The 15,148-nt window shown below is 45.7% G+C and carries 9 protein-coding genes; all 9 read right to left on the bottom strand.

The window, feature by feature from the left end; all coding sequences use genetic code 11:
- Positions 1 to 2: 2 nt before the first annotated feature.
- Positions 3 to 476: a CheW domain-containing protein gene (locus tag GCU85_RS01330; RefSeq protein WP_152808556.1), complete on the bottom strand. Its 474-nt coding sequence runs from the start codon at positions 474 to 476 to the stop codon at positions 3 to 5.
- A 6-nt stretch (positions 477 to 482) separates the two neighbouring features.
- Positions 483 to 9,857: a hybrid sensor histidine kinase/response regulator gene (locus tag GCU85_RS01325; RefSeq protein ID WP_152808554.1), complete on the bottom strand. Its 9,375-nt coding sequence runs from the start codon at positions 9,855 to 9,857 to the stop codon at positions 483 to 485.
- A 31-nt stretch (positions 9,858 to 9,888) separates the two neighbouring features.
- Entirely contained in the window at positions 9,889 to 11,961 is a 2,073-nt protein-coding gene (locus GCU85_RS10140) for a methyl-accepting chemotaxis protein (protein ID WP_152808552.1), read from the bottom strand.
- A gap of 21 nt (positions 11,962 to 11,982) precedes the next feature.
- A complete protein-coding gene (locus tag GCU85_RS01315; protein ID WP_152808550.1) occupies positions 11,983 to 12,486 on the bottom strand; it encodes a chemotaxis protein CheW in 504 nt (167 codons plus the stop codon).
- A gap of 18 nt (positions 12,487 to 12,504) precedes the next feature.
- Positions 12,505 to 12,876, bottom strand: coding sequence for a response regulator transcription factor (locus GCU85_RS01310; RefSeq protein ID WP_152808548.1), 372 nt, complete (start codon positions 12,874 to 12,876; stop codon positions 12,505 to 12,507).
- Positions 12,877 to 12,938: 62 nt separating this feature from the next.
- Entirely contained in the window at positions 12,939 to 13,319 is a 381-nt protein-coding gene (locus GCU85_RS01305) for a response regulator (RefSeq protein ID WP_328592773.1), read from the bottom strand.
- A gap of 33 nt (positions 13,320 to 13,352) precedes the next feature.
- Positions 13,353 to 13,748, bottom strand: a complete 396-nt coding sequence (gene ruvX, locus GCU85_RS01300) for a Holliday junction resolvase RuvX (RefSeq protein WP_218110462.1) — start codon at positions 13,746 to 13,748, stop codon at positions 13,353 to 13,355.
- A complete protein-coding gene (aat, locus tag GCU85_RS01295; RefSeq protein ID WP_152808544.1) occupies positions 13,748 to 14,446 on the bottom strand; it encodes a leucyl/phenylalanyl-tRNA--protein transferase in 699 nt (232 codons plus the stop codon). The genes ruvX and aat overlap by 1 nt, the downstream gene beginning before the upstream one ends.
- 84 nt (positions 14,447 to 14,530) lie before the next feature.
- A complete protein-coding gene (locus GCU85_RS01290) occupies positions 14,531 to 15,136 on the bottom strand; it encodes a transglycosylase SLT domain-containing protein (protein ID WP_152808542.1) in 606 nt (201 codons plus the stop codon).
- Between the last annotated feature and the right edge of the window lie 12 nt (positions 15,137 to 15,148).

Below are 15,148 nucleotides of genomic sequence, written 5' to 3'. Positions count from 1 at the left end.
CATTAGTGGGTTGCCAAAATGCTAGACTCAATGTTGTCTAGCGCTGGGACATAGGCGTATTGATACGACAATTCGCTACCAAACTTTATTTTACTATAAAATAAATCAGAATGGGGTTCATCGAGCTCTTCTACCGTATTGGCGGCGATATTAAAAATTCTAGGCGGCGCAGTTGCAATCAGTGCATAACTCAAAAAAGGACTGGCTTCTGAAACAGAGGACACAATGATTAAGCGAAAGTTATTTTTCTCGCCGCTTGGGTGTTTTTTAGCACTGGGGGGATTTTCGTCATCCAATTTGGCTAAATCCATCACGGGGACTTTTCTATTTTTATAGATTAACGAGCCTACCAAGGTTGGGTGTGCGTACTCAGAGGGTAACGGCGGTGCATAAGGCAAGATATATTCAATCAAACTTTTCGGCACAATAATGGCCCGTTGACCAATAGGAATAAACAAAACTTCTAAATTTTCCACCGTATATTACCTTTTTAATTTTGTGTCTAAGACAGACTCTATCTCTTTGATTAATACATCATCGGTATAGGGCTTGCCTAAATAGCCATTTACGCCAATGTTCGCCGCGCGCCTACGGTGTTTTTCGCCGTGTCGCGAAGTAATCATAATAATTGGGATATGTTCGTAAATACTATCGTTTCTGACATGTGTCGCAAACTCAAAACCATCCATCCGTGGCATTTCTATGTCTAATAAGATGAGGTCGGGTATCCAGTCAGCAATGGCGTTAATGGCATCAACACCATCTTTGGCGGTTTGCGCTTCGATATCGTATCGCGCCAAAATTTTGGTGGTGATTTTGCGCATGGTAATCGAATCATCAACGACCAAGACTTTGAGTCGCGTTTCTAGGGCTTCTTCTTTATTCTGTTGAACTAACGATACTTGCTGCGGGGTATCCATCGCCAGATGTTGTAAGAATTGCCGACCCAGTGTTGCCATTTCAACAACAGCAACGGGTTGACCATTATCCAAAATAGCGGCGCCAACGACACCTGGAATCGTGGTTAATTGAATATTGACCGATTTTATAATGATTTCTTGGCGCGTGTAAATCTCTTCGACCTCTAACGCCAGTCGTTCAGACCCAACACGAATTAACAACACAGGAACACCGAATGCCGAATTGACTTTTTCTGCATTCGGGTCAATATAATTTAACAAGCTTTCGAGTCGATAGCGCTTTTGTCCGTAGTGGTGGTAAACCACTTCACCGTTGGCAAACTTGCCATAAGTTTCTATTGAAATTCTGGCAACCCCTTCAATCGATGCAATCGGTGTTGCATAAGTATATTCGCCGATTTTGACAATCAACGCGTCTGTGACCGACATAGTAAATGGGAGGCGAATCGAAGTAGCCATGCCTTTGTTTTCTTCGGTTTCAATCTCGATACTGCCTTGGCGCGCATGAACGACCTCACGCAAGACGTCCAAACCAATCCCTCGTCCCGATAACTGTGTGGTGGTTTCGGCCGTACTAAAACCTGGCTCAAACAACAACTGTAAAAGGTAGTTTTTGTCGTTGGCTTTATCGGCATCTAATATACCCAGTTTTTCAGCCTTATTGCGGATACGAGACAAATTAGCACCACAGCCATCATCTGCGATAACAAACCAGACTTCTGCGCCCTCTCGCCTAACTCCGATACGAATACGGCCTTTGCGGGGCTTGCCTACCGCTTCTCTGTCTTGTGGTAATTCAATACCATGCGCCAACGAATTTCTAATGGTATGCTCGAATCCAGGGAGCAAATCTTCAAGCATATTGCGCTCAATTTCAACTTGACCGCCATAAATTTGTAACTCCACTTCCTTGCCTTGCTCATTTGCGACTTGATCGACAATCCGAGCGAGCCGCGATTCCAGCGTATCAAACCTTGCCAATGTCGCTGACAAGATGCTGTCTTGTAATTCACGCTGAATATTGCCTTGCTCACGTAACGCCTGCTTGACATCGTCTAACTGATTATGCAGCGTCTCACGAATATTGCCTAAATCATCAATCGACTCAGAAAGCGAACGTGATAATTGTTGTATCTCCGAAAAACGGTCGAGCTCTAGCGGATCAAACTCCTCTTCTTTGAGCAAGTCGGTTTCATGGCGGAATAAAATCTGTGTCTCTGTTTCATTTTCTAAGCGACGTAGTTGCTCAGAAACACGAACAATCGTTTGCGTCAATTCGGATAACTGAAAACCATGCTCGGTTGTGCTACGCTCTATTCGCGCGCGAGTTATCGCGTCTTCTCCCGCTAACGCGGATAGTTTCTCAATCAAATCCGATTGCAGACGGATGTTGTAAGGCTTCTTAGTCGTTGTAGACTTGTCTTTGGTGGTTTGTGCAGGCGTTGGACGACTTTCTAAATCAACCGCAGCAATTTCTCGCGTTGGGGCTTTAATATCAAGCCCTTTGCCTGTTTCTTTCTCGATAAAGTCGCTAAGGCGCTGCAAAAAATGGGGTGAAGCATAAATATAACGCTTCGATTCTGCAGCAAACACCATGTCTTTTGAAATCTCGTGACCTTCTGACAGCAGTACATGCGCAGCGTCCTTGTTAGCAATGGTGCCTTCAACAATCAAATCCAACAAACTCTCAGTGTAGTGCGACAAATCACCCAAAACCGTCATCTCTGCCATTCGCGCACCGCCTTTTAGGGTGTGCATACCACGCTGCAGCTCTTGTACTGCGCTCAAATTATCGTGCGATGCGCCCCACTCTTGCAAGCTTATTTCATTACGCTGCAGGATTTCCTTGGCTTCATCGATGAAAATATCTAAGATGGTACTGTCTAGGTTGTTCGGGTCATTAAATGCCACGGCTCCATCGGCATCATCACCAAAGGCGTGTGAGTTTTCATCGGTAACGGAGTATGGCTGCTGGGTTGCCTCCGCCTCATCGTCTGCGCGCGCCTCTGGCGTCGCATCCTCAATGCCAACTTCAGTTGCTCTTTCGGCTGCTATTTCGGCTGCTACTTCACCCTCTGCCTCTATTTCATTCGCTATTTCATTCGCTGTTTCAGCAGACTGCGCTTCGGCATCCTCTGTTGGCATTACGCCTAATTCGTCGATCGCATCAGTCGGGTACAAATCCTTCTGCGCATTAATGCGGTCAATGAGTGCCGGATCAATGTCAATGTCGTCTGCATTATTTTGAATCGCTTTGGCGCTATAATCAAAGGCGCTTAATGAGGCTTCGATGGCTTCGGTCGTTTCAGTATTCGGTGCTTGGTCGCGCTGCGCCAATTGTCCAAGCACCCCGCCAACCGCTTCGCCAAGTTGAAACGCCGAATCAAATGCAGTTGATTTAGCGATGTGGGTTATTTTTGCCACGCTATCGTTTAGATTAATCAACGTAGACTGATCAGTAAATGCACTGGCTTCCCAGTCTTCAAACTGTTCGAATGACTGTTCGATATATGGTGGTGCTTGATCAGCAAATTCCTGATAAACTTGAGATGCCATGCTAAGCGCTGGTGCCTCAGCGGCACCTGATGTATCGGTTTCGCTGGTGTCGGTTTCGCTGGTATCGGTTTCGCTGGCATCAGTTGCGGCGGTATCGGCTTTGCCTGCTTGAGATTCAGTCTCTTGATTTTGTTGCGCCGCAATCGCAATGGCTTGATTTCTAACGCTATCAATTAATGCATCATCGATTTCAACCCCTTCTGATGCTTGGGCTTGAATCGCTTGGCTACTTTGCTGGAATGCTTCTAGTGATGATTTAATATAGTCTGTCGTAATTTCATCGGGTGTAAGTCCGTCTCTCGCAATTTGGCTCAGGACCTCACTGACTGCTTCTCCTAAACGCGTGCCTGACTGAAACTCACTTGATTTAGCAATATCAGTAATCGTATCTACGCTACTATGTAGTCCTTGCAAAGGTGCTTGGTCTACAAAGTCACTGGCTTGCCAATCTTCAAATTGTTCAAATGAACGCTCGATGTGCTGCGGTGCTTGTCTAGCGAAAGCCTCATAAACCGTGGATGCCATATCCAAATCCAACGAATTCGTTGCGTCTATAGCCGACGATGTACCAAGCGCTCCATCAGCATTCCCATCAGTATTCCCATCAGCATTCCCATCAGCATTTCCATCAGGACTTGCGGCAGGTTTTTGGTCAGGAACTAGGCTAGCATGCGCGTCAGAAAGGGCCGTTTTTATATTGTCATCGACTTGGTCTAATTTAATTTCAGGACGGCTTGCATCAAAAGTCGCCTTCTCCACTGGTGCTGATGCAGTGCTTGCGCCTGATGTGGTACTTGCGTCTAGCGTATTTAGCGCCGCTTCGGATAGCGCTGACTCAGATAGCGCTGACTCAGATAAACTCGTGTAAATCGGCTCGCCTAGTACTTCAGTTTGTGCTTGTTTTTGTGTCTGCTGGACAACGGTTTGACTAACCGTTGCCACTTTACCCTGCCCAGTTGATTCTTGAATTCCCGAAAATTCATTCAACGCTGATTCAATCGTTTGCGCCGTCGCTGTCGAAGGAACAACCTGCTCTTGCGCTAGCCGAGATAATATATCCGTCACATGCTGGCTTAAATCTTCTGCATCTTGATACGCGGCGACTTGTGCCGCTTCGTTGATGCCCTGTACGTCAGTGGTCAGCGCTTGTAGCGGCTCGCTTGCGTTATAATTTTCCGCTTGCCATGCACTATAATGCTGCTTCGAACTCGAAATGGGCTGCTCTGCCCTTTCAGAAAATGCGACTTGTGCCGCTGGCAATTCGGGCGCAACAAGCGCTTCATGGCTGCTTTGGTCTTTACTGCTTTGGTCTTTACTGCTTTCGTAGTCTTGCGCTGCTGCTTGCGTTGATTTCTGTACTGTGTTTTTCGCTGAGAGTGCCAAGTCTGCTGTATTGGCGTCACTCGCATGGCCCGAACTCGCATGGTCTTGTGAATCGTCTTGTGAATCTTGTGAATCCGCTTGTCCTACTAATGCAGCGCCTTGATTCAACCCTGAGATTGGCTCTCCTATTTGCTCAGCCTTCGCATGGCTGTCTAAGTCGGAAAGTAGCTCAGGGTATTTTTCACTACGGCTACCTGTGTCGACACGCGCTTTCGCGCTGGCAATTTCCTCCAGCGCTTCGCTTACGCTATCCGAAACGGGGGTAAACGGCTTAACTTGCTCAGATTTAATCCGATTTAGCACCGAATCGACCAGGCTGGATAGCTCTGCCGCTTCACCGTAGTCTACCTCGTTTGCCACTTGATTAATGGCACCAACTTGATCAATGAGGCTATCCAACGACTCAACATCAGGGGTAAATCCAGCAGAAGCCCAATCAGCATAAGCCGTATCGGTCGATTCAATAATGTCCTCAGCGCGCTCATTGAATTTCTCAAGGGTATCGCTGTATTGTCTTCGCCCAGGAAGCCCTGCGCGAAGCCCCATGAGATCATTGATGATATTTTTCGCCATCTTAGGCGTCACTCGGCTTGAATCTGCCAGTGCGTCTAGCGCTTTTTCGACTTTTTGCAGGTCTGCATTAGCGGGAGACAAAGCCTTGCCTTGCATACCAATTAATGTATCTTCTATGCTGGCTAGCATATCCCAAGTCCATGATGGCGCATTTTTTTCGTCAATGGACGCTTCAATATCATAAACCGAATCAATTGCTTCAGAAAAATCAAACGGTAGCGATGATGCTTGGTCAGCAGACTGGCCTGAAGACAAATCTGAAGATTCAAGCGCATTTTTTGACTCACTTGGCGCGTTTGACGATAAGGCTTTTTTAAATTTTTCTAACTGCTGGGTTAGCTCGCCCGGCTGACCCAAGTAGCTTGACACAGGTGCCTGTGGTATAGGCACTTGCTGAGAGGGCACCTGCTGCGAGGGCACTTGCGGCGGGGACATTGTTTGTGGCGCGGTTTGTGCAAGCGTTTGTCCAAATGACGCTGCATGACTTACCGCATCGTAGTTTGCTTCATTTCCCGTACCCAAATCGTCAATAATTTGCTGTGCAACCTGTTTAATATCAAACCCAGCCGTATCTGAATGTGGCTGCTGGGCTGCGCTTGATTGTGGTTGCATTGACAAATTTGCTTGCATTAACGCATCTAGAATCTCTGGTCGCGCTTCTCCTGACTTGCCACTCGCCAAATCTTCGTGCATACGGTCTAAATCATCAATCGCCCACTTTACTGGCTCAGTCACTATTGGCTGAGGGGGTTCAGGGTGGTCTGCGACTTGATCTAACGTGTCAGTTAGCGACTGGGTAACTAATTGATTGTCAATGTATTCTATTTGATTGCCTGCGCGCTTGACCTCATCGATGTTATCGCGCAATTTATTGAGCGGAACGCGTGCCTGAAATGCGGACGCTTCCCATTCAGAAAAATTGGACTTGGAAGCTTGGACCTTTGGTCTTGCTGTTTCCAAGAACGTGGCGACTTGTTCACTACCCTTTTGCCGACCTTGAGGCAGCGGCTGCTCTTCGTCTGTAACGCTTGTATCAACGGCTGCTGTGCTAGGCGTTTGATTAAATGGCGAAGTCGTCGGCTGATCGGGTAATTGGTTTTCGCTGTTTGTTCCCGCAGTGTCTATCTCCGACGCGCTTGCTTCACCCGTCGCAGCCTCACTATCCGCTGCTGACAACGCAGATCGGACTTGCTGATAGTTTTTATTCAGCTCATCAACCGCCGTATCTAGCGCCTGCAAGGTCTGTGGGTTAATGCGCGCGCCAGTTTTCCCAGATTGAATGCTTTGCAGCAACTGGCTGATTTCTGTAATGGCATTGGCGATGGGTTGCGTAACCGATTGCGTTAGCGGCTTATCTTTATCTGCTCTGGTTTCAACTTGGTCGAGTGTTTCTCTGGTCTTTTCAGCTAACGGTGCAACATTATCTAGCTGGGCTGACTTGACAAGGTGTTCAGTCTCAATCACATTGCCTTTTAAGCGCGTAAATGCATCACCAAAGTCAAATCCGTTTTGCGCCCAAGCGTCAAACAGCGATTGTGCTTGAGTCGCATTTGATGTTGCGCTTGATAAATGATCGATTGCAGTCTCAGTCGAGTCAATCTTGGGTTGCGCCAACGCAGATTTTATCTCATCAATATCGGCTAATGTGTCGTCTAATTGTGCGGCTAAATTGTCTCTGGCCATTGCGCTCAGCGCGCCTGCGATTTTTTCTGCGCTTTGCTGTGAGGGCAGATTATTCCAAGAATCGCTCAACCTATTTTCAATGTCGGTTAACCCATCATAAATCTGCGATTGTTCACTATTGAGATTCGAGGTGTCGATTTGTTCCAATGCTTTTAGCATCGCACTCATATCGCGACTATCAACATCACCAGATTGCGCGACTAACTGCGCTGTCTGGGCAATTTTGTCAATATTTTCATCAACCACGTTACCAGCCGTCGATTTTTTCTCATGGTGGTTTTCCCCACCATCCGCCGAATCAGCGAGTGCAGGGTGCTGGGCTAACGTCGCAATCGCCTGTTCATCGCTACTCTGCCGTGCCTTTGACTGGCCGACCTTGTCCGCTAGCCTCTCTAAATCAGACTCGCTGAGTGAACTAATGTCTTGCGCATTTTTGTCTTTACCCAATAGCTCATTTCTTAGGGCTTCGACTCTCGCTGCCGCCATGAGCAGCGCAGCACGGTCTTCAGCAAATGGATTTGTATTAAGGGTCTGGTTGATTAATTCATTTGATTTGATTAACAAATCATAAGCATCATCGTTTAATGCGAACTCGCCTGCCAGCGATCGGTTAAATAGCTCTTCATGCTGCCAAGCAAACTCACCAAAAACATTCAGACCGACCATTCGACCAGAGCCTTTTAGGGTATGGTAGGCACGGCGTATCTCGCCCGCTAGTGTCTCGTCAAAATAATTGTCTTTCAATTTCGGGACAAGCACTGCTAATTTTTTGGCAATATCCATCCCTTCTTCAAGGAAAATGTCGAGGATTTCCTCATCAACTTCGTCCGTTGCAAGTGAATGAATATTTTCATTTATCACCGCTCGACTGGCATAACCCGAGCCACTTGAATCGGAATGGCTTGAACCAGCACTGCTGTCGCCCAGCCCACCTTCGCCAGCGGGCACCCCTTGGTCGGCGGCTTTTGCATCGCCACTTGCATCGCCATTTGTTTGTGCAGTACTGCCTTTTTCTAAAGCCGATTGCGCGGTGTTGAAACCTTCCCCGTGCAAGCTATCTATCGCCCCTTGCTGCCCGTCCGTTAATAGCGCATCATCGGTCATTCCATCAAACGGTTCGTCTGCTTGACTCGATGCGCTGGTGTGACTCACGTAAGGCGCGTCGACGGCCTGATCAGCGCTAAATTTAATCACTGAAGCAAATCTTTTTTGTGTGTTTTCAAGTAATTTTAACGCGCGACGATCGACTGCCATGGCAGAATGTAGCTGGTCAAAAGCGACTTCGTAGCTAACGAGCAAGTCCAGATAAGCATTAGCAATGGGTTTTTGCTGCATAAGCTCTGGCTGTGCGCTAACGAACAAATGGGCTTGCTCAGTTTTCGCCAGCAATTTAGATAATTTATCTTCTCCCAATAATAGACTAGCTGCCATAAATTGATGTACTTGGCTCGCAATCTGAATAAAATCTAAATGCTGGGGCGAATCAAATCGTTCCAGTAACTGATCGCGGGTACCTTTAAAAAAGTGATATCCCATATCAGCAACGATGACTTTTGCCGCATTTGCAACCATAAACAAAGCGTGTGCTTGTTGCCTCTCAAGGTTTTCTTGGGCATTGATAACGCCGTCTTTATCAAGGTATTTCAACCCCCAAAGCGCATCTTCAATTAGCACTAAATTTCTTGCATATTCAGCAATTTGCTCAGCATTAAATTGGCCGTTATCCAAAATCGTTTCTGTATCATAGATTAGCGCATTACCCGGATAAAACGCCAATAAATGAAACGCTGCTTTTGGCAGGTGCATTCCTGCTTTTAAACTGGCACGCACTGATTTATCGGATAATTTATCCTCAGCAAGCGCATTTTCGAATGCATTTTTACAAACCGCCAATTCCTTTTTAATTAAAAAAGCGATGGTTTCTATGGTTTCTGCTGAAATGGGAAAAACGATACTAATGTCGCTATCCTCTGCCAGTAAACTATACGCAGGCGGTGAAAAATCATTTTTCAGCGCCTTGCTTGTATTGCTTGTAAGCGCTTGCAATTGATCGATGACAGGCTGCGCTGGTTCGTAATAACCTAAGGCTTCGCCGTGCGCTGAAATCTGTAATAGATAGTTTGCAAAGGTTGTAAGGTAGCGTGTTTTATCTGCTGCCTCAGTACTAATCTCTTGTTTGATATTCAAAATACTTAGCTGCTGTGTTAGCCAAATAAACTCATACGACTCTAGCGTTTTAACTAACCCAATGATTGCCTTGGTTATCTTGTAAACAGATTGCCATAATGCCTCATCATCAGATTCGCCTAATTCATGCAATTTGTCGGCAGCCTTTTTTAGCATAGCACGCTCGTCTTCGCCAAAATGATGTGCGTTGTTTTGCGTAGCAAGCCCCGTTTGCGCCTTAATTAATGACGAGGTGTCGTTTTTACTCGCGGAAAGCGAGATAACGTATTGCTTTAGACTTAAAAAAGCCGCCGCCAATTCGTCGTTTTCAAACGCCGCATGGTGGATGGCATCTTTAATACTCTGTAAAATACTGTCACATAAGCTGGCGGCTTCTTTTTCCGCAAGCATTAATAGTGCGCCACGAACACTATGAATCTGCTGAATCACTTCCTCTGAGCCGTGCGTCTCGCCAAACTCAAAAATATCGGCAACCCGATTCTCAGTTTTATCTAGCGTGGTCAGCATCTCCGACTTGACGCTAGTCAATAAGTTTTCGCTAATATAGGTCAGCATTCGTTTTCTCGTCGCCGTTTACTTAAATTGCCTAGTTCGGCAATTTAAACCCAGAAACCGAATCGCGCAACGAACTCGATAACTCAAGCAGATTATCAACCGATTTTACCGCACTTTTCACATCGTCTCGCGTTTTGCTGTTAAGCGAAGTTAGCACATCCATGCTTTGCGCGACGCCGGCAGACATTCCCGCTGCGTTTCGAGTGGCTTTAGACACATTGACAATCAAATTTGCCAAATTCTGGGAAACATTTTCGATTTTATCTAGTGATTGTCCTGCTTCTTCTGCAACACTGGTTCCTGTCACCACTTGTTTGGTTGAGCTTTCCATAGAAGCAACGGCTTCGTTAGCATCTGCTTGGATGGTCTTAACCAACACTTCGATACGTTTTGTTGCGTTCGCCGAGCGCTCAGCCAAGCGTTGCACTTCGTCTGCAACCACAGCAAAGCCTCGCCCAGCCTCGCCTGCTGAGGTAGCCTGGATTGCCGCATTGAGTGCGAGAACGTTTGTTTGATCAGCAATTCCTTTGATAATCTCAACGATATCGCCAATTTCTTGTGAACTCTCCCCGAGGCGTTTAATTCGTTTCGCCGTGTCTTGGATATTCTCTCGAATATCGTTCATGCTTTTAATCGTTGATCTAACACGATTTCTTCCGTCTTGGGCAAAGTCCACCGATGAACGAGCGATTTCTACTGACGAATCCGTGTTCTTTGCGATCTCATTCAGCGAGTCAGACATAAGCCTTGAGACTTCACTAACTTGTGAAATTTGTTGACTTTGTTGCTTGGACGAGTCTTCTAACAAGCGTGAAACCCCCTGCGTTGATTCTGTGGCGGTATCAATCTGTTTGGATGTATGGGTAATCGTACCAACCATGCCACGCATCGATTCAACGGTGTAATTAACCGAATCCGCTATCGCGCCTGTGAAGTCTTCGGTTACTTGCGCTTCGACAGTCAGATCACCATCAGATAGGTTCGCTAACTCATCCATTAGACGCAAAATCGCTTCTTGGTTTTTTTTGTTTTGTTCTTCTTCGGCCTTACGTAATCGATCCGCCTCTTTTCTAAGCCGCTCTCCGTTTTTGTATTGTAGCCAAGCCCATAACGCAAAAAAGGCCAGCGCCAACAGCGCAGTAATTGCAATGAGATATTCGTAGCTCAGAGGTAATGGGCTAAGCGGTGATACATTTTGATTGGTATAAGTCTCTTTTAACTCACGTAGCGAGCTAGTTAGCCGAGTCGCTTGGCTATCAATGTCATTCGCCGCACTGTTAACCTGAATAAACTGCGGCATGTAGCTTGTCAAATCTGCCAATGCAATCTGAAACGCCGTAGTCTTGGCTGTCAGCACATCAATCTCATCTAGGTCTTTGGGGGTGTTAAAAACAATACTGCCTTGTCGTTTTACCTCTTGATCTACTTCGTTTATCACCGCAAAAAACTCACCCAAATTTTCACCAATCTTAACTGAGGCATCTCTCGCTTCGTTACCACCGAGTAACACTTTTTGGGCTTGGCTATCAATGTTATTAACGACGCTAGAGAGTGCCGTTAAGTTTGCCGACAGCTTGGCAATATTTTGAAATTGATCGAGTGAATTACGAATCTTGGTTGCTGATAAATTGATTTCTGAAGCCAAAGTAGACAGCTCAGGGGTCACTTCGTGTACGACTGAAATGGCCGATTTGGCATTAACGACATTATCTAAATAATTGCGCATCGTATACCAATCTTTATCGACTTGTGTCAAAATGCTTTGTTGCGCGGCATCAATCCCCAAGCCTAACTCATCAGCCTGCAGCCTCTGCAAAATACCGCCAAATTTTTGACTATTTCGATTGATTTGATCGGCTTGGTTTGCATTACCTTTGACGGCCTGCAAGTACCCCAAAGAAAACCCGCTGGACAGCGAAATTTGCTCATCGACAGCCTGCTTGGCTTCTTCAACTGTGTCCAGCGATTTTTTATAAAACCAACCAAGGCTAATACTTGCTAATAAGCTGATGACAGCGAGCAAAAAAACTAAGGTTCGAATAGAACCCCCTTGTTTGTTGTTATTTCCCTGATTGCTTTTATTTACTTTATTTTTGCTCTTCATGATAATGCTCTTACTGTTGCGTTAAAACACAGAGACATGCGTAAACTCTGTTGATTCAATTAATTGTTGGATAGGTAAAATATCTATTTCTTGTGCATCAGTGGTCTGATAAGTGTCTAGATACTCTGACGTGCTAATTTTTTCTAGGCTGCCCGTCTGAATGATGCCCAAAACATTATGCACCAAAAGCGCATAGTTCCCATCGCGTTGCGATAAGGCAACGGCGAAGGTGTTTTTTTCGGTTGTCGTTGACTGATAAATCAGCTTGCCGATATTTACCGCGCTATAAATATCGCCCTGTACTTTAATCAACCCTTCAAACCACTGTTTCGTGTGACCTATCTTGACTGGCTTGGGTTTTGGGATGATTTCTTTGACTTCATGGATGGGGATGTGTAGCTTTTTCCCCTGAACCAACGTACAAAGAAACGTCTGCTGACCCACGCCATCGACTAGACGCTCATCTCTTTTTTTATGTGCCGCCAGTCGCGCTAGATACTGAAACGATTGTTTTGTTTTTGGCATAGTGTGTCGCGTCTTTTTCTAAGATTGTGGGCCAATCAGCGCATCAATTTTTGCTAACAACTCTTTTGCTTCTGCTGGCTTAACAATATAGTCTTTTGCGCCTTGGCGAATACCCCATATCTTGTCCGTCTCTTGATCTTTGGTTGTCAGCATAATAATTGGTATGTGCTTTGTTTGTTCGCTACGTGCAATCTTTCGTGTCGCTTGAAAGCCATTCATGCCTGGCATAACAACATCCATTAATATTAAATCAGGCAGCAACGCGGCACTCAGTTCTATGCCTTTGGTTGCGTTATTTGCCCACTTAACTGCGTGCCCTGCTTTTTCTAAAATTTTAGTGACTGTCTGTACTTCCGTTGGCGAGTCATCAATTACTAATATTGTTGCCATAACTGTTTTAATCTCTTATGCTGTGTTTTTTATTTAAGTCGGATAGCGGCGTTCAATAGTCGCTACTTCAAATGCTGATTAATCACATTGATTAGCTCTTCTTTGGAGAACGGTTTGCTCATAAAAAACTCCGAACCCGAAACCCGACCTCTGGCTTTGTCAAAAATATTATCTTTGCTAGACAGCATGATGACAGGAATATGCTCATACTCTGGATTGTTTTTTATCACAGAACAGACCTGATAACCATCTAAGCGCGGCATCATGATATCTAAAAATATAATACTGGGGCTAAAATCCACAATTGCTGCAAACGCCTGAAAGCCGTCTTCGGCAACACCGACTTCGTACCCCTCTTTTTTGAGTAGCGCTTCTGCTGTCCGCCTAATCGTCTCAGAATCATCAACGACGAGCACTTTTTTATTATTAGTTTGTTGCGTCACCTACATTCTCCACTCTGTATCTGGCATCGTCGATTAAGCATGGTTGGCGCGCATCCAACTTTCCAAAATAATGGCTGCGGCGTGTGCATCAACGGGCTTATTGTAATTAGCTCCCGTGTGATATTGGCTGGCTTCAAACGATGTAAATGCCTCATTTTCTCGATATATCTTAACATTATACCTTTTTTTTAACTCAAAGATAAAGCTTTCTATCAATTTTTCTAGCGGGTGAGGGGTATCATCGGCTAACTTAGGCTCGCCAATAACGACTGCAGCTGGCTGCCACTCTTTGAATATCTTGTTAATTTTTAACCAAAAATCTCCCTTTATAAAAATAACATCTAGTGGCTGTGCGGTCTGGGTAATCATTTGCCCCACAGCCAATCCAATTTTTTTTTGCCCATAATCAATCGCTAAAATTGTGGTCATTATGTTGCCCATGCCGCATTAATTAATCTAGTATTCGGTTGCATTGTCGCCAAAATTGATAGCAAGGTTTCTCTTGGCACATTTTTTGCACCCATACGCGTCAAATGGGCCGTCGGCAGCTGACAATCAATATAGCAACACCCGTGCTTTGCTAGAAACCGACCTAGCCAAATTAGTGCCAGCTTAGAGGCATTAGCAACTTGGCTAAACATCGATTCGCCACAAAACAAATTTTTCACAAATACACCGTAAAGCCCGCCACACAGCTGACCTTTGCCGTCCCAAACTTCAACACTATGCGCCATACCATGCGCGTGCAACCTGCAATAAGCGACACGCATATCCTCGGTAATCCACGTTGATGTGCGGGTGTCAGTTGACTTGGCACAGGCGGCAACAACGGCTGCAAACGCCTGATCTACGGTTACTGTAAAGCGTTCTTGCTGGATCAGTTTTTGCATCGTTTTGCTCACATGCACCGCTTTTGTTGGCAATAGGGCGCGCACCGAAGGCGACCACCATAAGATAGGCTGATTACCCTCAAACCAAGGAAAAATACCCTGTTCATAAGCCGATTTTAGGGTAATCACCGATAAGTTTGCGCCAGCAGCAAGCAACCCGTCGGGTTCACGCATTGCCTGCCTAGCATCAGGAAATGCCAACACATCATATGGCGCCAACCAAATGGGTTCATGCATGCGGCTTGCCCAATAAATACGCACCACTGACTATCGTGCGGAGCTGATAACTATATTGTAAAGACACGTAACCCCCCGCCGACATTAGAGGGCAGGGTATTTATAACAAGCCGCTAGCTGCCTGCGATACATGCTCGCACGCGTATTGACCTTTTGTGCCACGTTAAGTAACCAGGCTTTTTCTTTGTGTGTTCCTTTTAAAAAACCTGTTGTGCCATCGTGATAAGCGAAATATTGATTTGCTGCGTCCCACTTGGATATACCCGTTCGCCGATGGTTTTCATTAATATACCAACCGACAAAGTCAACGGCATCGGGGAGATGGTCTCGCTTGGCGCCTCGGTAACCTGTCTTGTCTCGGTACCAATCCCAAGTGCTATCCAACGCCTGTGCATAACCATAGGCCGTTGATGGTCGCTGCGTTGGAATACCCAGAATTTTTTTCTTAGGTGGGCGAGCGTCATGGACAAATCGAGATTCTTGGTGCATAAATGCCATCACGACATGTGGTGGTACACCGTATTTTTTAAAGGTTTGGTCAAACGCACTGCGCCATTTTTTGTGTGTATCTAAAATACTGCACGCATTGTCTAGGCTTTCGGCTTGTTTTGGAATGCTGCTGCAACCACCTAACAAGCTAACTAAAAAAAGAAAAATGAGTTTTTGTGTGTGGGTAATTTGTATTTTCATAGTGCGTTATTA

Source organism: Ostreibacterium oceani (assembly GCF_009362845.1).
Classification (GTDB): Bacteria; Pseudomonadota; Gammaproteobacteria; order Cardiobacteriales; family Ostreibacteriaceae; genus Ostreibacterium; species Ostreibacterium oceani.
The sequence above is the reverse complement of the archived record's forward strand: the minus strand, read 5'-3'. Positions and strand labels throughout refer to the sequence as shown.

Excerpts from the sequence above, each read along its gene's own strand:
- GCU85_RS01310 (WP_152808548.1), bottom strand. The coding sequence starts at position 12,876 with ATGGCAACAATATTAGTAATTGATGACTCGCCAACGGAAGTACAGACA.
- GCU85_RS10140 (WP_152808552.1), bottom strand. The coding sequence starts at position 11,961 with ATGAAGAGCAAAAATAAAGTAAATAAAAGCAATCAGGGAAATAACAAC.
- GCU85_RS01325 (WP_152808554.1), bottom strand. The coding sequence starts at position 9,857 with ATGCTGACCTATATTAGCGAAAACTTATTGACTAGCGTCAAGTCGGAG.
- aat (WP_152808544.1), bottom strand. The coding sequence starts at position 14,446 with ATGCATGAACCCATTTGGTTGGCGCCATATGATGTGTTGGCATTTCCT.
- GCU85_RS01315 (WP_152808550.1), bottom strand. The coding sequence starts at position 12,486 with ATGCCAAAAACAAAACAATCGTTTCAGTATCTAGCGCGACTGGCGGCA.
- ruvX (WP_218110462.1), bottom strand. The coding sequence starts at position 13,748 with ATGACCACAATTTTAGCGATTGATTATGGGCAAAAAAAAATTGGATTG.
- GCU85_RS01290 (WP_152808542.1), bottom strand. The coding sequence starts at position 15,136 with ATGAAAATACAAATTACCCACACACAAAAACTCATTTTTCTTTTTTTA.